A 15,707-nucleotide genomic window follows, 5' to 3' on the forward strand; every position below is an offset into this window, starting at 1 on the left:
CAAGTAGGAAGCAGGCGTTGGTGAAGTCATCCGAAGCGCCCAAGGCGGTAACGGGCTGGCCGGCACCCGCATGGGCGGGTGCCGGGCAACCGCTTGGTTATCCGTTCTTCGAGACGCCCAGCGGGAAGGTGCCGATGCCGACGCCGTTGAGCGTGGTGGTGTTCGCCCTGACGTACGTGTCCAGGTAGGGCGAGCGGTCACCCTGGGTCGGCGAGTCGAACCGCGGGTCCTGCACCTCGAGGGCAAGCCGTCCATCGGTGACCGTGACCGTCTCACCCGAGGGAACGGCCCGCCAGCCCCTTGAGGTGACGGTTCCGATCTGGACCCCCAGCTGGTGCCCTGACTCGAAGGTCCAGTCGTTCGCCTTCAGGGCGAATGAGGTCGACCCACTGTGGTCCAGCGCCGCGACGTTCTCGTTGAACATCGTCGCCTTGCCGTCCGGAGCGACGTCCCACAGCCGTACCCAGACGTTGCCCTGACCCCTGGTCTTCAGTGTGATCTCCGGCGAGCCCGTGATCCGCACCTGCTCGGAGGCGGGCGTGGACCAGCTCCAGTAGCTGTTGCCGGGTGCGTCAGCGCTGAGCAGGGTCGTCTGGTCAGTCGTCAGCGAGCCGGCCTCCGGCGCGTACTCGATGTCCCAGCCCGGGGCCTGCTGCGCCGTCATCGACCGGGCGGCTGCCTGCGCGTTGCCGCCGTCGTCGACGTACTGCCCGGACGACAGCCGCGCCTTGTACGCGTCATTGGTCACCGGCCAGGTCGGCTCGGCGCGCCAGTTGCCGAGGCCGTCCTCGATGGAGAACGCCGGGTCGGTCACCGACGGCTCGATGCCGCGGAGGTACTGGTCGTAGAACCGCATCACCTCGTCGAACCAGCCCGCCCGTCCCATTTTGAGCTGGCCCTTGCCGTTGGTCTCGTTACCGCGCACATGCTCCCACTGGCCGAGCCAACCGCGTTGCGGGCCCTGGTGGTTGGCCAGGTACTTCTGCATCTCCTCGGGCTTGGTGTTGTCCTCGATGAAGCCCGACGTGACAAACAGCGGCGTCTGGGACCCGGCGGCGCGGGAGGCGAAATCACGGGCCCGCCAGAACGGCGACTTCGGGTTGGGGTCCTGGGTGTTGGTGAGGTTGTCGCTCTCGCACTCGGGGTGACTCTTCTCGTATTCCGCGTTCGCCTTGTAGTGGTCGCTGTCATCGGCCAGCGGCGGCATCGCCGCGATCGAGAAATAGCCCCGAGGGGTGCTGGTCACGTTGGAACGTGGCACCCCATTGCTGTACAGGTAGTTGTACCTGTTCCACGTCGGTTCCTGGGCGACAATCGCCCCCAGCGGCTTGAGCTTGAGGACATTGGCCGCCAGCCCGGTGTTGGCGTCGTACGACTTGCCGTACATGCCCACCTTGCCAGTCGACCACTGCTGGCTCGCTGCCCACTCGACGGCCGCCTTGATGTCAGCCTGCTCCCCCGGGCCGATGAAGTCCAGGCATCCTGTGCTGCCGCCGAAGCCGCGCAGGTCGACCATCACGAAGGTGTATCCGCGCTCCATGAGCCGCGCGCCGTCGATGAAGTCCTGAAAGCGCGCCGATGGCCCGACCCGGTCCCATCCCTCGGGGGCAGTCTGCCCCGCGTGCGCGAAATACGGGCCCACCGACAGGATCACCGGCGTCTTCGCATCCGCCGGCAGGTTCGCCGGGCGCAGCACGTCGGCGTGCAGCTCGACCCCACTGCCGTCCGAGGACGGGAAGTAGGTCTCCGTCCACGCCGCCCCCTCGGGAACCCGTGGATTCTCCTCATGGGTGATCGGGGCGTCAGATGCCGCAGACGCCGGAGCGGCCTGTGCCACCGAGGGTAAGCCGCCGGCGGTGAGGCTCGTGATGATGGCCAGGGCACCGGCCGCCGCGACGGGCGACCCCACCCTCCTCCGAAGGTTCATCGCTCCTCCACCTAACTCCAGACGAGGTCGTCCGGTTGACCATGGAGGCTAATGATTCTCGCCGATCTTGTCCTCCTCTCGATGTCGTAAATGTCCGCGTCCAAAATCAGCATCTGCGGAGTAGGCGGCCGCGCGCGCCGGCGCCGGCTGCGGCATCACCCGGTCAGCCGGCAACGGCACGGCCGGTCAGCCGGCCCCGGTGAGCAGGCCGTCGACCAGGTCGCGGGGCAGGCCGTGGGTGTCGTGCAGCCAGTCGTAGTCGCGCTCGGTCAGCGGCCCGCGCCCACGGAGCCGGTCGACGACCGGGCGGCCCCGGCGCAGCAGCCCGCGGAAGCGCCGCTCCTCGTCGAGAAGCACCGCGCGCAGCGGCCCCACCTCCGCCCGCTGCCGGAACCGGCGCAGCGTGTCCGCGTACGGGTCGACGGGCAGCTCGGCCAGGCTGCGCGTCGGGTCGTCCCGCCACAGTACGGTGAGCGCCCGGCGGACCAGCCGGCGCAGCACGTACCCCCGCCCGGTGTTGCCGGGGCGTACGCCGTCGCCCAGCACCACCACGGCGGAGCGCAGGTGGTCCGCGACGATCCGCAGGTCCTTGCCGTCCAGCGGCCACCGGTCACGGACGGCGTCCACCCACGATCGCAGCCCGTCGCCCTCGAAGACCGACCGGCCGCCGCGCAGCACCATCTCCAGGCGTTCCAGCCCCATCCCGGTGTCGATGCTGGACATCGGCAACCGGGTCAGCCGGCCGTCGTCGTGCCGGTGGTAGCGCATCTGGACGTGGTTCCACACCTCCATCCAGCGGTCGTCGCCGCTGGGCGTACCGGTGGGTGGCCCGTCCCCGGTCCACACGAAGATCTCCGAGTCGGGCCCGCACGGGCCGGTCGGGCCGTTGGACCACCAGTTGTCCGCGCCGTTCGCCTCGACCGGTACGCCGAGCTCCGTCCAGGTCGCCCAGGCGGTCTCGTCCGGGCCGACCTGGTCGTCGCCGCCGAAGACGGTCGCGTGCAGCCGTCCGGGGTCGACGCCGAAGCCCTCGGTGAGCAGCTCGAAGCCCCAGCGGAGGCTGGTCGCGATGCCGTAGTCGCCGAGCGACCAGGAGCCGAGCATGTCGAAGACGGTCAGGTGGGTACGGTCGCCGACCTCCTCCAGATCGGTGGTGCGCAGGCAGCGCTGCACGTCGACCAGCCGCCGGCCGCCGGGATGGGGACGGCCCAGGAGGTACGGGGTGAGCGGGTGCATGCCGGAGGTGGTGAAGAGCACCGGGTCGCTGGGCACCGGGATCAGGGAACTCTCCGGCGTATCCCGATGGCCGCGGCGGCGGTAGTGGTCGAGGAACGTGTCGACGATCTGGTCGGGTGTCATGGCGTGGGCCTTCCGGGGCGGTGCGACCGAAAGGGTCCGCCGCGCGGGCGGTGGCGTGACACGGCGACGCCGGCGGACCGTTTCCGGTCGCCGGCGAGAAAGTGGGGTCGGTCAGGCGGCGGCAACCGGCGAGCGGGAAGCTCGCGCGGCTGCGGCGGTGCTGCGCCTGATCTGCATGCCCCGACCGTAGCCCAGCGAGGGTGCCGCCGCCCACCGGATTTGCGGTGAGCGACGCGTCGCGGGCAGACGGAGCCGAGACAGCTCTGCGATGATCGGTCGGTGCCGATCACCTGGCCCCGAGCGAGGGCGCCGATGCGACGGATGATCGCGCTGCTGCTGGCCGCGGTGGTCGCCGCCGGCTGCTCCCTCGGCGAGGTGCTGGCCGACTACGGCGACCCGGTGGACATGCGTGCGGACGATCTGGTCGGCACTTGGCGCAGCGGCGCGCAGAGCGTCATCACCTTCGACGACCACGACAACTTCACCGCGGAGTGGCTGCCCTACGACGTGTTCGACGAGTTCCTGCCCCTCGACGTCGACCGAGACGCGAACATCACCGGCTCGGGCACCTGGGCGGTGCGGGCGCCCTACCAGAATCCGGACGGGCCCAGTTCCAAGGTGGCGCTGACGGTCGAGGAACTGGCCGGCATGCAAACCGGCAAGGGGTCGTTCGAGCTCGCCGCCCTGCGCCAGGACGGACAGGTCCGGCTCCTCTTCTTCTACGTCGGCCCGGGTGGGAACAGCTGGACGGCGTACGAAAAGTGCGAGGACTGCCCGCCGGGCGCGGCTCCCTCGCCGTTCGTCCGCGCGAGCCGGGCCGCGGTGCCCCGGCACCGCCGCTGAGGCGCCCGCCCGGCGCGCGTGGCGGGCGCGGTCAGGCCGGGCTGGAGGAGACCAACGCGGGCGCCACCGGTTCGGCGCCCTTACGGCGGCGGTTGGGCAGCGACAGCCGGATGACCTTCCACCAGGCGGAGGCGACCTGCTTGGGCAGCGGCCCGGTGGTGTACCGCAGCCCGTACCGGTCGAAGAGCGCCCGGACCTGCGGGGCGATCTCCCGGTAGCGGTTGCTCGGCAGGTCGGGGAAGAGGTGGTGCTCGATCTGGTGCGACAGGTTGCCGGCCATGATGTGCAGCAACCGGCTGCCGCTGATGTTGGCCGAGCCGAGCATCTGCCGCAGGTACCACTCGCCCTTGGTCTCGCCCTCGATGGAGGTCTTCTCGAAGGTCTCCACCCCGCTCGGGAAGTGCCCGCACATGATCACCGAGTGGCTCCACACGTTGCGGATCAGGTTCGCGGTGAAGGTGGCGGCCAGGGTGCTCAGGAACGACGGGCCGGACAGCAGCGGGTGCACCACGTAGTCCTTGAGCACCTGGCGGCGGATCTTGCGGCCGACCGCCTTGGCCTGGGCCCGGAACTCGGGCGTCTTGTACCCGCCGTCCTGCAGGTTCTTCCCCAGCTCCAGGTCGTACGCGGCGATGCCGTACTCGAAGAAGCAGGCGTTGACCAGGTTGTAGAACGGCTGGCCCAGGTGGCCGGGACTCCAGGGCTGGTCCTCGTCGACCCGCATGATGCCGTACCCGAGGTCGTTGTCCTTGCCGAGCACGTTGGTGTACCGGTGGTGCAGCTCGTTGTGCGAGTGCTTCCACTGGTTGGCCGGGGTGACGTGGTCCCACTCCCAGGTGGTGGAGTGGATCTTCGGGTCGCGCATCCAGTCCCACTGGCCGTGCAGGACGTTGTGGCCGATCTCCATGTTGTCCAGGATCTTGGCGACCGTGAGGCCGGCCGTGCCGAGGATCCAGGCCGGCGGGAACAGCGAGAAGAGCAGCACCGCCCGGCTGCTGATCTCCAACGTCCGCTGGGTCTTGATGACCTTGCGGATGTAGCGGGCGTCCCGCTCCCCCCGGTCGGCGATCACCCGGTCCCGGATCGCGTCCAACTCCTTGCCGATGACCTCGATGTCCTCGGCGGTCAGGTGGGCGATCGGGTTGTCGACCTTCTTCTGGATCGCGGTCATGCCGGGTGGCCTCCTGTCAGAGTTCGATGTCGCAGGTACCGGCGGCCGCCGACACGCAGGTCTGGATGAGCACGCCGTCCCCGGGGACGGCGGTGGTGAGGTCGCCGTTGCGCAGGTCGCGCACCGCGCCCTGACGCAGCGGGAGAACGCAGCCGAAGCAGATCCCCATCCGGCAGCCCGAGGGCATGAGCACCCCGGCGTTCTCGCCGGCGTCGAGGATGGGGGTGGCGCCGTCGGCCTCGACCGTCACACCGGCGCCGGTGAAGGTGACCGCGCCGCCCTCGCCCGGCGAGATCACGGTCGGCCGGAACCGCTCGGTGTGCAGCCGGTCGGCCACGCCCCGGGACGCCCAGTGCGCCTCGACCGCGTCGAGCAGGCCGACCGGTCCGCACGCCCAGGCCTGGCGCTGCGGGTGGTCGGGCACCAGGTCGTCGAGTTCGTTTACGTCGAGCAGGCCGTCGGTGTCGGTGTGCCGCTCGACCAGCCGCAGCGCGCCGCGCTCGGCGAGCGCCCGCAGCTCCGTGCCGAAGATGACGTCGTCCGCGGTGGGCGCCGAGTGCACCAGCACGACGTCGGCCCGGGCCGGCAGGCCGGCGCGGAGCATCGCCATGACCGGGGTGATGCCGCTGCCGGCGGTGAGGAACAGGATCCGCTCGGGGGCCGCCTCGGGCAGCACGAAGTCGCCCTGCGCCTGGTCGAGCTGGACGATCGTGCCGGGCCGGATCCGGCGGACGAGGTGATTGCTGACCTTGCCGTCCGGGATCGCCTTCACCGTGATGGAGATCCGGTGGCCCACGCCGCCCGGCACCGAGGTGACCGAGTACGCCCGCCACTGGCGCACCCCGTCGACGTCCACGCCGAGTCGCACGTACTGCCCGGGCCGGTGGCCACGCCAGCCGCGGCCGGGCTGAATCACCACGGTCGCCGCGTCCCGGGTCTCCGCGCGTACCGCGACGATCCGGCCACGCAGCGCGGCGCCGGCGCGCAGCGGGGCGAGCAGGTCGAGGTAGTCGTCCGGCAGCAGCGGGGTGGTGACCGTCTCGGCCAGCCGCAGCAGCCGGCGCCGGAAGGGGACCTTCGGGCGGGCGGTTGTGGTCATGTGACCAGGGTGGCTACGCGATCGCATAACATCTTGTCCGACAAAGGTGAATCAGGCACGGTTTTTTGTGCGGAGAGAACAAGGATGTCGGACGAATACGGGACGAGCCGCCCCACGGCCCACCTCGAACTGGACGAACGGGTCGCCTCCCGACTCCGTGACCGCCTCCCCGTGGTCGCCGAGCGGACGGTCAGCGCGATCATCGCCGAGGTGGCCGCCTACTCCGGCGCGCTCACCAGCGCGATGCGGGAGAAGATCGAGAACTCCGTCCGGATTGCCCTCGGCACGTTCCTGCACCTCATCGAGGGGGCGCAAGCCACCGACCCGAGCACCCCGCTCACCCCCGCACTGGAGGCCGCGTACGCCCTGGGCAGCGGGGAGGCCCGCTCCGGGCGGAGCATGGACGCGCTGCTGGCCGCGTACCGGGTGGGCGCGCGGGTGGCGTGGCGGGAGGTGTCCACCACCACCGTACGCAGCGGGCTGGGCGCCGGGACGGTGGCCGAGTTCGCCGAGCTGATGTTCGCGTACATCGACGAGCTGTCGGCGGCCAGCGTAGCCGGGCACGCCGACGAACTGGCCGGCGCTGGCCGGGTTCGGCGGCGCAACCTGGAACGCCTCACCCAGCAGCTGCTCGCCGGCGAGCCGGAGGAGATCCTGCGGCGCAGCGCCGAGCGGGCGGACTGGCCGCTGCCACAGACGCTCACCGTCGTCCTGCTGCCCCGCCACAACCTGCGCGCGGTGCTCGCCCTGCTCAGCCCGCACACCCTGGAGAGCGGCGAAGACCTGCCCGGGATGAACCCGGCCGAGGAGCTGGCCGTACTGCTGGTGCCGGACGTGCACGGCGGCCGGCGCCGCCAACTCACCCGGCTGCTGCCCGGGCACCGGGCGGTGCTCGGGCCGGCCCGGCCGTGGCACCGGGTCGCCACCTCGTACCAGCGGGCCACCCGGGCCCTGGCGCTCGGCCTCGGCGAGCCGGACGCCGGGCCGGTCGACACCGAGCAGCACCTGGCCAAGCTGCTGCTCAGCATGGACCCGGAGGCACTGGCCGACCTACGCGCCCAGGCGCTGCGCCCGCTGGCGTCGCTGCCCTCGGCCACCGCGCACCGGCTCGCCGAGACGCTGCGCTCCTGGCTGCTGCACCAGGGCCGCCGCGACGACGTGGCCGCCGACCTGTTCGTGCACCCGCAGACCGTCCGCTACCGGATGAACAAGCTGCGCGAGCTGTACGGCGACCGGCTGCACGACCCAGCCACCGTCCTGGACCTCACCCTCGCCCTGGCCGTCCCACCCGAGGCAGAGTGATGAGCACCCCGCCGCGCCGGGCACCGGCCGATCTGCTGGTCCACCTGAGCCGGGCCCGGGACCACATGGACCGGCACTACGCCGAACCACTGGACCTGGCCGCGGTCGCCGCGGTCGCCGGGGTCAGCAAGTACCACTTCCAGCGACTCTTCACCGTCACCTACGGCCTCTCCCCGGCCGCCCACCTGTCCCGCCGCCGGATCGAGCGGGCGCAGGACCTGCTACGCGCCACCAACCTCACCGTCACCGAGGTCTGCCATGCCGTCGGGTTCGCCAGCCTCGGCTCGTTCAGCCGCCGCTTCCGTGATCTCGTCGGGGAGACGCCGAGCGAGTTCCAGCGACGCTGGGCCGCGACCGGAGCCCCCCGCATCCCCGGGTGCTTCGTGCTGATGTGGGGGCTCGTCGAGCGACGCCGCTCCGCAAGCGAAGAGAAGGCGGGCCGACCAGCGTCTTCCTAATCTGGTCGCATGATTACCAACATCTCGATCATCAGCCTGCTGGTCAAGGACATCGACGCGGCCAAGGCGTTCTACCTCGACGTGCTCGGGTTCGTCGAGCAGACCGACATCACCGTGGGCGACGGCGCCTACCGCTGGTGCACGATCACCCACCCCACCCAGCCGGAGCTGCAGGTGCAGCTGACCCTGCCTGGCCCGCCGTACTCGCCGGAGGTGGCGGCCACCCTCCGCCGCGCCCAGGACGAGGGCAGCCTATTCGGCCTAGGGCTGGACGTGGACGACTGCCGCAAGACCCACGAGGAACTGCGCGCCAAGGGCGTCGAGTTCATCCGGGAGCCGGCCGAGCGACCGTACGGGGTGGAGGCGGTCGCCCGCGACAACTCCGGCAACTGGCTGGTCCTGGTCGAGCGCCATCCCTTCGACCCCGCCGCCTTCGCCTGACCCCGCCCGGTCCGCCGACCGGCGGCCATCGACGGCGGCGATCGGCGACGCACCGCCGGGCGCGGCGGATCGCGCCGCGCCCGGTCACGTGCTGGCACCGCACCACCACGACGGGTACGGTGTCGAGCACCTGCCGGTCCCGGACGCGCCGTCGGTCAGCCCTCGGCGGATTCGGGGAGCGCGAAGACGACGAGGACCCGCTGGCCGCCGTCCCCCGCCGGCTCCGTGCGGGTACCGACCCGGTGGAACCGGCGCTTCTCCGCGACCCGGATCGAGGCCGCGTTCCCCTCGTCCGCCTCCAGGATCACCCGCTCCAGCCGCAGCTCGAACAGCGCCCAACGAGCCAGCAGCCGGACCGCTCGCGGCGCGATACCCCGCCCCCGGCACTGCGGGAACACCCCGTACGCGACGGTGGCCATCGCGTCGCTACGGAACTGGAGGTTGATGCTCCCGACCGGCTCGTCGGTCACCGCGTCCGCGATCACCAGCGGAGCGGCCTTCCCGCTGCGCCACATCTCCTCGCCCCGCGCCAGCCAGCCATGGCGCGCCTGCACGTCCATCGGCTCGTCGTCCAGCCAGCGACGGATCTCCGGGTCGTGGCTGGCCGCGGCGATCGCCTCGATGTCGGATTCCCGGCGCGGCCGCAGCGCGACCGTGCCATCAGTCAGAGGCGTGGCGGGTGGCTCGATCGGTCGGGTACGCACCATGGCAGCTCATGCTAAGTGATTGATGGCTGGAAGATCGGCGATGCGCAGCTGGGCGACGCGGGCCGCTCACGGGACGGCTCCACGACAGGGCTCGAGCGGAAGTCTTCGTAGCCCATGATGTAAAACTTCTTGGACGGGTCGAGGGCGTAGGGCAGGACTTTGCCGGTTTCGGTGAACCCGATTCGCCGATAGAAGGCCTGCGCGCGTTTGTTGTCCTCGTGTACGCCGAGGGTGAGCCACGAGGCGTCGGTGTTGTCGCGTGCCCACCTGATCCCGACGTCCATCAGCTGGGTCGCCAGTCCCGCTGGCTGGCCACGGTGCGCGGGTGCCACGTAGACGCCGTATATGTGTGCGTGGCCGGGAACTTCGTCCAGCGGAGCGGAGCTGGCTATCCCCACCCAGTGGCCGTCATCGGTGGTGGCGATGAACGTCGCCGAAGTCGGTGAAGTCGCGTTCTGCGCAGCCTGCTGCCGCCAGACCTCGTCGCCGAGCGCGACGGTGTCAGCGTACGAGGTGTTGAAGGCGGTCGGTGAATCCTGCAGCGCCTCCAGGCGTAGGGCACGCAGTTGGCGCCACTCCACCGGCTCTGTCCTGCGTACGACATATGTCATGGGTCTGCTCCTGGGATGGGCGATGATTCGGGGCCGGGCCCGGACCTGCGGGGTGCCTGGGGGTGCGCCCGTCAATCGATGTCGGCAACGACCATGCCCGTCGTCATCAGGGGCACCTGCGCCACCACCTCGGCACGGGGGTTGATCACGCTGGTGGGGCCCCACCCAACGCGGTGCTCGTCGCGTTCGCCGGTGACGTCAGCCGACAGCAGCCACATACCGGTTTCTCGCACCCGTTCGGCACGGATGGCGTGGTGCAGGTCCTTCCAATGCAGCGCGGCGGCCCGGCGCATCATGTTCTGTGCGGGCACGAGGAGCAGCCGAGCCCCCTGAGCCGCGACCGGTGCGGCGGCTTGGCCGAACTGCGTGTCGTAGCAGATGTTGATGCCGAACCTGACACCGCGCAGCACGAAGGTGGGGTAGGCGTCGCCCTTGCCGAACAGCGACTCGCCGGGCACGAGGTGGGTCTTGCGATAGGCGCCCACAAGTTCACCCCGCGCGACGACTACCGCAGTGTTGAAGTAACTGCCATCGGCCTGTTCGATGACGCCGAACACGAGCGTCTGTTCGATCCGCGCCAGCCGCCGGAGCACTACGGCGAACCGCGCCGAGTCAAGGCCGAGGGCGTACTCGCGCACATGCTGCTCCTCCACCAAATAGCCCTGCAGGAAGCACTCCGGGAACAACAACAGGTGTACGCCCTGCGCGTCGGCCAGCGCCGCGAACTCCTCGATGCACACCAGCGCTCGGTCGATTTCGCCCAGGATCTCCGGCGTCTGGCAGGCACCAACCCGCAACCTCCCGCGCACGCCGCGATCATAGAGGCGACGGCGGCACCGCCACGAGCCAGCAAGCTCGGGCTGTGCCGGTACCAGACGGACCTTCGGGGCCGGCAGCATCTGATCAAGACCGGCTACGTTGCTGCGATGCCGTTTTAGCCGGGGAAGATCATCAACCGCCGCTGTCTACGCGGACGGTGGTGCACCTGGATGCAGCCGATGCGCGTCATAGCCGACAACGAGGACGGTCTGCTGCTCTGGCATCCAGCCGGCAGTGACTTCGCCCGGCTTGTCGATGCGGACGGCAAGACCCAGCACGAACTCACCATCGATCAATCCAAGCTGATCGCGGCGGGCGAATTCCCCTTCGACGGCACGTACACCGACTTCCGCCCCGACCACCGCTGGCCGGTGCTGCGGCTCCCGGCAGCCCTCGGCTCACAGCCGAGCTTGACCGAGGAGCATCACCCCTAGGAACTGTTGCGAAAGTCGCTGGTCACGGGCCTTTCGACCGTGTTTCCATGCCGCAGTGAAGAGCGAGAGCGTGTCCGGCGCGGACGTACCCCCGAGTGCCCGACAGCGGACTGACCGCGACCTCGATGACTGTGTGCGGGTGCTGACAGAGGTCCATGAGCACGACGGCTATCCGGTGAACTGGCCTGTCCTCCCGGGTGCATGGCTCACGCCGCCATCGCTCATCGCCTCGTGGGTGGCGGAGTTGGACGGTCGCATTGCCGGCCATATTGGCCTGGCCCGGAGCGACGTGGGAGACGCGGCACCTGGGCTGTGGAGCGCTCGCGCAGGGGTAAGTATCGACGCGACCGCCGTGGTTAACCGGCTGTTCGTCGCCCCGTGGGCCCGCGGCCACGGGATCGGTGTGCTGCTGATGGCGCAGGCTGTCACAGAAGCACAGGATCGCGGCCTGCATCCGGTGCTCGACGTGGTGGCTTCTGAAACTGCGGCGGCAGCTTTGTACGAGCGGCTCGGCTGGCAACTGCTGGCCACAGTCGAACAGCAGTGGAGTGCGGGGCAGAAGGTGGCCGTCCGGTGTTATGCGGCGGCAACCTGACGGTGGTACCCCTGATCACAGCCACTCGTTGAGGACTGCGATCAGCACGGTCGCACCACTCCCCCGCCACCATCGACTTCCCTGTCGGCAGCCAGACGAGCAGCGCGTGATTTCCCGCCAGTCTCACGGGAGTTCATGTCGGCGGGGCGATGGCGATCGCACGGACGCGGCTGTGGGCAGCTGGGCGTCCAACAGCGCCCCGCACGTCCCGATCGATGTCGGACCAGGGCACTGTGCCGGCGGCGACAACTCGTTGCAGGTGGTGGGCAAGAAGATGCAGCGGCGGCTGAGTTTGGTTAGCGGCCGAAAGCGGCGGCGCTGCGCGTTGAGAACCTCTGGGTGCTCCCGACTTCCCTTCGGGCGAGTAGCCGGCAGCGTCTACATGCGCATGCGAAGCTGGTCGATTGGTCACCGAGTGCGGATTTCGTTGCCGCAATTCCGTGAAACCACGCTATCCGCGCAGCCCCTAGACAAAATTAGCGCAATCAGTAGTCTGCCATCAATCATCGTCTAAACAATGGGAGGAACGCGGTGCCCGAACGGTCCGATAAAGAACTTGGGATGGGACGTAACATCACCCGCCGTGATTTCCTGGACGGGGTCGCGGTCACCGTGGGTGCGCTGGCTCTGGGTGGTCTGGGCGGAGCCACCGCTGCCCACGCCGCATCCGGGCGCGGCCCAAGAGGCGGCGAACCCACCCCGTACCCGCCAGCCCTCCAGGGCATGCGCGGCTACACGAGCGACGCCATGGTTGTGCCGCACAAGCTGCGCGACGGCACGTTCTGGCAGGGCGCTGGCGAGCCCCGGGACACGCGTGAGCAGTACGACCTTGTGGTCGTCGGCGGTGGGATCAGTGGCCTCGCGGCCGCCCGCTTCTACCAGCAAGAGTTCGGCCACAATGCTCGCATCCTGATCCTCGATGCGCTCGATGACTTCGGCGGGCACGCGCGGCGCAACGAGTACGACACAACCGCACGAACATTGATCGGGTACGGCGGCTCCCAGTCGCTGGACACCCCGTCGACGTTCAACAGCCCGGCGCGCTGGATGCTCGACGATCTCGGGATCGAGATCGAGCGGTTCGAGAAGTACTTCGACAGTGGCTTCAACAGCAGGTACGGCCTCGGCCGCGCGCTGTTCTTCGACAAGGAATCCTGGGGACGCGACCGCTTTGTGGCGTACCAGCGTGGGATGAAGTACGCCGACATCCTCAAGAACGCGCCCATGGCCGAGGAGGCCAAGGCCGACCTGGCCAGGATGTACGACGCGCCCGAGGACTGGCTGCCGGGCATGACCGATGCGCAGAAGAAGGACCGCCTCGCCGACATCACCTACGGCACGTATCTCACCGAGCATGTCAAGGCACACCCGGACGCGATCAGATACCTGCAGACCGTGTCCAACGGCAACTGGGGGTACGGCATCGATGCCGTCGGCGCGCTCGACGCGGCCGCCGAGGGATACCCGGGCTTCGACGGGCTCGACCTCGACATGGACGATCCGGATCCGAGGATCTCACCGACCGGACACAAGTTCTGGTACGCCGAGGACGACTACATCTACCACTTCCCGGAGGGCAACGCCGGTGTAGCCCGAGCCCTTGTCCGCAAGCTGATCCCCGACGCGCTTCCCGGGCACACGATGGAGCAAATTACGACCAGCCAGCTGCGCTACGACCGGCTGGACCGCAATGGAAGCCGGGTTCGCATCCGGCTCAGCGCCCCAGTGGTGCGGGTTCGCCACAACGACCACCCCGTGCGTGCCAAGCAGGTCGAGGTCGCCTACGTGCAGGCCGGTGAGCTTCATTCGGTCCACGCCCAGCATGTCGTGCTCGCCTGCAACAACCAGGTGGTCCCGTACCTCACCGACGAGATCTCCAACGAGCAGCGAACGGCGCTCGAATTCGCCGGCCGGCTCGCCCTGGTCTACACCAACGTGCAGATCCGGAACTGGACGTCGTTCTCCAACCTCAAGATCTCCAGCATCAGGTACCCGACCATGTACTGGGACAGCGCCAGCCTGGACTTCCCGGTCAGCATGGGCTCCTACCGCCTCCCAGCCGACCCGAACGAACCGATGGTCCTGCACCTGAGCAAGGCGGTCTGCCAGCCCGGACTCTCACCGCGTGATCAGGGCAAGGCCGGCCGGCGGCAGCTGCTGGCGACATCGTTCCAGGACATGGAGCGCGCGATCCGGGACCAGCTCGCCCGCGCCCTCGAGCCGGGCGGGTTCGATCCCGCCCGCGACATCGAGGGCATCACGGTAAACCGCTGGGCTCACGGCTACGCCTACGAATACGCCCGACCCTGGGATCCCTTTTGGCCCGACGGTGAACTCCCCAGCCACACCGCGCGCCAACCATGGGGCCGCGTCGCGATCGCCAACACCGACTCCGCCCCGCGCGCCTACGCGGACTCGGCGATCGACATGGCCTATCGCGCGGTCCGCGACCTTGCTGGCAACCCCAGCGACGAGGTGTCCCGCGGCGTGGACGGCGTGCTGCCCTAGCGGCTGCATTGCTCGTCCTGTGCCTGGCTCGCAGCCAGAGAATATCGGCCACGGGCACCCCGTACCGGGTGGGCATTCCCTCGGTGTGTGTCCCCGGCGAGGCGAGCTTTCGCCTCGGCAGACACCGGCCCCCGGCAGGCGCCGGCTCCGGTCAGTCGCGACCGTCGATTGCCACCACCAGGTCCACTGGAGGGCATCCGGCGAAATCTCGGCGCGAAAGGCCCCACCGGACGGAGATCAGCATGCCGGACGGCAGTGCATCGACTGCGACGACCCGCTCGGGTTGCCCTGATCAACTCCACTCCCGAAAACGGCCTGACGTGAGCAAGATGCGAAATGCGTTGAGCGCTCACAAAACGGTGGCGGGGCACGGATTCGTGCCCCGCCACAGTGGCCAGACCATGGGTAAGGTTGCGCAAAGCCGCTAGGAGCCTGCACCGTCTGCTTCAGGCTCCTCGAAAGGTAGCCAAACAGCGGGTAGCTCGACGACCGGTCAACGCCTGTAGAGGACGGGGTTGAGTGGGGTGTCGGGCACGTCGCCGGGTCGGACACCGGGCATGAAGGCAGCAAGGTCCATGTGTTGGTTGTCGTTCGTGGGCTCGGCCACGGTGATGTCCGCGTCGATGTAGATGATCGTCATGGCGCGGCGCGGGGTCACGGTGCGGTTGGGGCCGGCGTGGTGGAACGTCCAACCGGCGTGGAAGCTGACATCGCCACGCGTGTAGGGCGTCGACGAGGTCGGGAAGTCCTGTTCGCCGAGTGCCCGCTGCAGGGCCACTTCGGACTCGTCACTGATCGGAAGGTCACGGCCGAACTCGAACCGGTGGCTGCCGGAGGCGAACCGCAGCGGGCCCATCTCGAGGGTGGTGTCCTGCAGCGGCACCCAGACGGTGCACGACCGGTCGGTCGCCAGCGGCCAGTAGTACTGGTCGGCGTGCCACGGGGTAATCCCGCCGCCAGACTCCTTGTACAGCGCCTGGTCGTGGTACAGCCGTACGCCGTCCACCCCCATCAGCTCAGCGGCGATCCGGGCCAGCCTCAAGGAGAACACGAACTCGCGGACCAACTCGCTCTGCCGCCACAGGTTGGTGACCTGGAGAAAGGCTTTCTGGTACGTCGTGCGCTCCTCGATGGGCAGATGCATGGTGTTGAGCTCGATGACCTTGGCGGTGATCTCCGGCTCGTAGTGCGCGACGGCACGCTCGCTCAGCACGCCGGGCAGCCGCACGAACCCGTCCCGCTCGAACCTTCTGGGCGCCTCGGCGTCAAGCAGGTAGGGCGAGTCGATGTCCACGCCGCCGGGGGTGGAGGCGGATGTGTTGACCGGGTCAGTCGCGTTCATGAGCTTGACATCCTCCCCCGCCTAAAGGCGGGAGATTCCCGTTTCCAGCGCCGTACGAGGTCGGCGCTGGGTGGGTGGTCGACAGGAAGCC

15 protein-coding genes are annotated in these 15,707 nt (G+C 69.2%); 7 read left to right on the plus strand and 8 right to left on the minus strand.

Translation table 11 applies throughout. The features are described from left to right. Window positions 1-97: 97 nt before the first annotated feature. Both ACNAW0_RS27995 and ACNAW0_RS28000 read right to left on the minus strand, forming a co-directional pair. Window positions 98-1,927 carry a CocE/NonD family hydrolase gene (locus ACNAW0_RS27995; protein WP_416291019.1) on the minus strand — a complete coding sequence of 610 codons (1,830 nt, stop codon included), beginning with the start codon at window positions 1,925-1,927 and terminating at the stop codon, window positions 98-100. A gap of 186 nt (window positions 1,928-2,113) precedes the next feature. Then, window positions 2,114-3,286, minus strand: coding sequence for an alanine--tRNA ligase-related protein (locus ACNAW0_RS28000; RefSeq protein ID WP_416291020.1), 1,173 nt, complete (start codon window positions 3,284-3,286; stop codon window positions 2,114-2,116). A 312-nt stretch (window positions 3,287-3,598) separates the two neighbouring features. Between ACNAW0_RS28000 and ACNAW0_RS28005 the strand changes: the two genes are divergently transcribed. Further along, window positions 3,599-4,129 (plus strand): hypothetical protein, encoded by a 531-nt coding sequence (locus ACNAW0_RS28005; protein ID WP_416291021.1) that lies wholly within the window; start codon window positions 3,599-3,601, stop codon window positions 4,127-4,129. A gap of 31 nt (window positions 4,130-4,160) precedes the next feature. Here the strand turns inward: ACNAW0_RS28005 and ACNAW0_RS28010 are convergent, their stop codons facing one another. Beyond that, the gene (locus tag ACNAW0_RS28010; RefSeq protein WP_416291022.1) at window positions 4,161-5,300 is read right to left on the minus strand and encodes a fatty acid desaturase family protein; all 1,140 of its coding nucleotides are present in this window, start codon (window positions 5,298-5,300) and stop codon (window positions 4,161-4,163) included. 16 nt (window positions 5,301-5,316) lie between these two features. Then, entirely contained in the window at window positions 5,317-6,399 is a 1,083-nt protein-coding gene (locus ACNAW0_RS28015; protein WP_416291023.1) for a ferredoxin reductase, read from the minus strand. Window positions 6,400-6,483: 84 nt separating this feature from the next. On the opposite strand from ACNAW0_RS28015, the gene ACNAW0_RS28020 reads away from it, so the two are divergent. From ACNAW0_RS28020 to ACNAW0_RS28030, 3 genes are read left to right on the plus strand one after another with little or no spacing between them, the layout of a single operon-like run. After that, window positions 6,484-7,701, plus strand: coding sequence for a PucR family transcriptional regulator (locus tag ACNAW0_RS28020; protein WP_416291024.1), 1,218 nt, complete (start codon window positions 6,484-6,486; stop codon window positions 7,699-7,701). Next, window positions 7,701-8,159 (plus strand): helix-turn-helix domain-containing protein, encoded by a 459-nt coding sequence (locus ACNAW0_RS28025; RefSeq protein WP_416291025.1) that lies wholly within the window; start codon window positions 7,701-7,703, stop codon window positions 8,157-8,159. The genes ACNAW0_RS28020 and ACNAW0_RS28025 overlap by 1 nt, the downstream gene beginning before the upstream one ends. A gap of 9 nt (window positions 8,160-8,168) precedes the next feature. After that, window positions 8,169-8,600, plus strand: a complete 432-nt coding sequence (locus ACNAW0_RS28030) for a VOC family protein (RefSeq protein WP_416291026.1) — start codon at window positions 8,169-8,171, stop codon at window positions 8,598-8,600. A gap of 155 nt (window positions 8,601-8,755) precedes the next feature. On the opposite strand, the gene ACNAW0_RS28035 is transcribed toward ACNAW0_RS28030, so the two are convergent. The 3 genes from ACNAW0_RS28035 to ACNAW0_RS28045 form a co-directional block, all read right to left on the minus strand. Continuing rightward, entirely contained in the window at window positions 8,756-9,307 is a 552-nt protein-coding gene (locus tag ACNAW0_RS28035) for a GNAT family N-acetyltransferase (RefSeq protein ID WP_416291027.1), read from the minus strand. An 11-nt stretch (window positions 9,308-9,318) separates the two neighbouring features. After that, window positions 9,319-9,918: a GNAT family N-acetyltransferase gene (locus tag ACNAW0_RS28040; RefSeq protein ID WP_416291028.1), complete on the minus strand. Its 600-nt coding sequence runs from the start codon at window positions 9,916-9,918 to the stop codon at window positions 9,319-9,321. A 71-nt stretch (window positions 9,919-9,989) separates the two neighbouring features. Continuing rightward, window positions 9,990-10,727, minus strand: a complete 738-nt coding sequence (locus ACNAW0_RS28045; protein ID WP_416291029.1) for a carbon-nitrogen hydrolase family protein — start codon at window positions 10,725-10,727, stop codon at window positions 9,990-9,992. Window positions 10,728-10,907: 180 nt separating this feature from the next. On the opposite strand from ACNAW0_RS28045, the gene ACNAW0_RS28050 reads away from it, so the two are divergent. From ACNAW0_RS28050 to ACNAW0_RS28060, 3 genes are all read left to right on the plus strand, one after another. After that, window positions 10,908-11,171, plus strand: a complete 264-nt coding sequence (locus tag ACNAW0_RS28050) for a hypothetical protein (protein WP_416291030.1) — start codon at window positions 10,908-10,910, stop codon at window positions 11,169-11,171. Between the two features lie 139 nt (window positions 11,172-11,310). Beyond that, on the plus strand, window positions 11,311-11,766 hold the full coding sequence (locus tag ACNAW0_RS28055) for a GNAT family N-acetyltransferase (RefSeq protein WP_416291031.1): 456 nt from the start codon (window positions 11,311-11,313) through the stop codon (window positions 11,764-11,766). 561 nt (window positions 11,767-12,327) lie between these two features. Then, window positions 12,328-14,274 carry an NAD(P)-binding protein gene (locus tag ACNAW0_RS28060; RefSeq protein ID WP_416291032.1) on the plus strand — a complete coding sequence of 649 codons (1,947 nt, stop codon included), beginning with the start codon at window positions 12,328-12,330 and terminating at the stop codon, window positions 14,272-14,274. Between the two features lie 493 nt (window positions 14,275-14,767). On the opposite strand, the gene ACNAW0_RS28065 is transcribed toward ACNAW0_RS28060, so the two are convergent. After that, window positions 14,768-15,616, minus strand: a complete 849-nt coding sequence (locus ACNAW0_RS28065) for a phytanoyl-CoA dioxygenase family protein (RefSeq protein ID WP_416291033.1) — start codon at window positions 15,614-15,616, stop codon at window positions 14,768-14,770. Window positions 15,617-15,707: the final 91 nt, after the last annotated feature.

This window comes from Micromonospora sp. SL1-18 (genome assembly GCF_047921505.1).
Lineage (GTDB): Bacteria > Actinomycetota > Actinomycetes > Mycobacteriales > Micromonosporaceae > Micromonospora.

What these genes read in the sequence shown, in the direction of transcription:
- ACNAW0_RS27995 (WP_416291019.1), bottom strand. Translation starts at nt 1,927, where the DNA reads ATGAACCTTCGGAGGAGGGTGGGGTCGCCCGTCGCGGCGGCCGGTGCC.
- ACNAW0_RS28000 (WP_416291020.1), bottom strand. Translation starts at nt 3,286, where the DNA reads ATGACACCCGACCAGATCGTCGACACGTTCCTCGACCACTACCGCCGC.
- ACNAW0_RS28005 (WP_416291021.1), top strand. Translation starts at nt 3,599, where the DNA reads ATGCGACGGATGATCGCGCTGCTGCTGGCCGCGGTGGTCGCCGCCGGC.
- ACNAW0_RS28010 (WP_416291022.1), bottom strand. Translation starts at nt 5,300, where the DNA reads ATGACCGCGATCCAGAAGAAGGTCGACAACCCGATCGCCCACCTGACC.
- ACNAW0_RS28015 (WP_416291023.1), bottom strand. Translation starts at nt 6,399, where the DNA reads ATGACCACAACCGCCCGCCCGAAGGTCCCCTTCCGGCGCCGGCTGCTG.
- ACNAW0_RS28020 (WP_416291024.1), top strand. Translation starts at nt 6,484, where the DNA reads ATGTCGGACGAATACGGGACGAGCCGCCCCACGGCCCACCTCGAACTG.
- ACNAW0_RS28025 (WP_416291025.1), top strand. Translation starts at nt 7,701, where the DNA reads ATGAGCACCCCGCCGCGCCGGGCACCGGCCGATCTGCTGGTCCACCTG.
- ACNAW0_RS28030 (WP_416291026.1), top strand. Translation starts at nt 8,169, where the DNA reads ATGATTACCAACATCTCGATCATCAGCCTGCTGGTCAAGGACATCGAC.
- ACNAW0_RS28035 (WP_416291027.1), bottom strand. Translation starts at nt 9,307, where the DNA reads ATGGTGCGTACCCGACCGATCGAGCCACCCGCCACGCCTCTGACTGAT.
- ACNAW0_RS28040 (WP_416291028.1), bottom strand. Translation starts at nt 9,918, where the DNA reads ATGACATATGTCGTACGCAGGACAGAGCCGGTGGAGTGGCGCCAACTG.
- ACNAW0_RS28050 (WP_416291030.1), top strand. Translation starts at nt 10,908, where the DNA reads ATGCAGCCGATGCGCGTCATAGCCGACAACGAGGACGGTCTGCTGCTC.
- ACNAW0_RS28060 (WP_416291032.1), top strand. Translation starts at nt 12,328, where the DNA reads ATGGGACGTAACATCACCCGCCGTGATTTCCTGGACGGGGTCGCGGTC.
- ACNAW0_RS28065 (WP_416291033.1), bottom strand. Translation starts at nt 15,616, where the DNA reads ATGAACGCGACTGACCCGGTCAACACATCCGCCTCCACCCCCGGCGGC.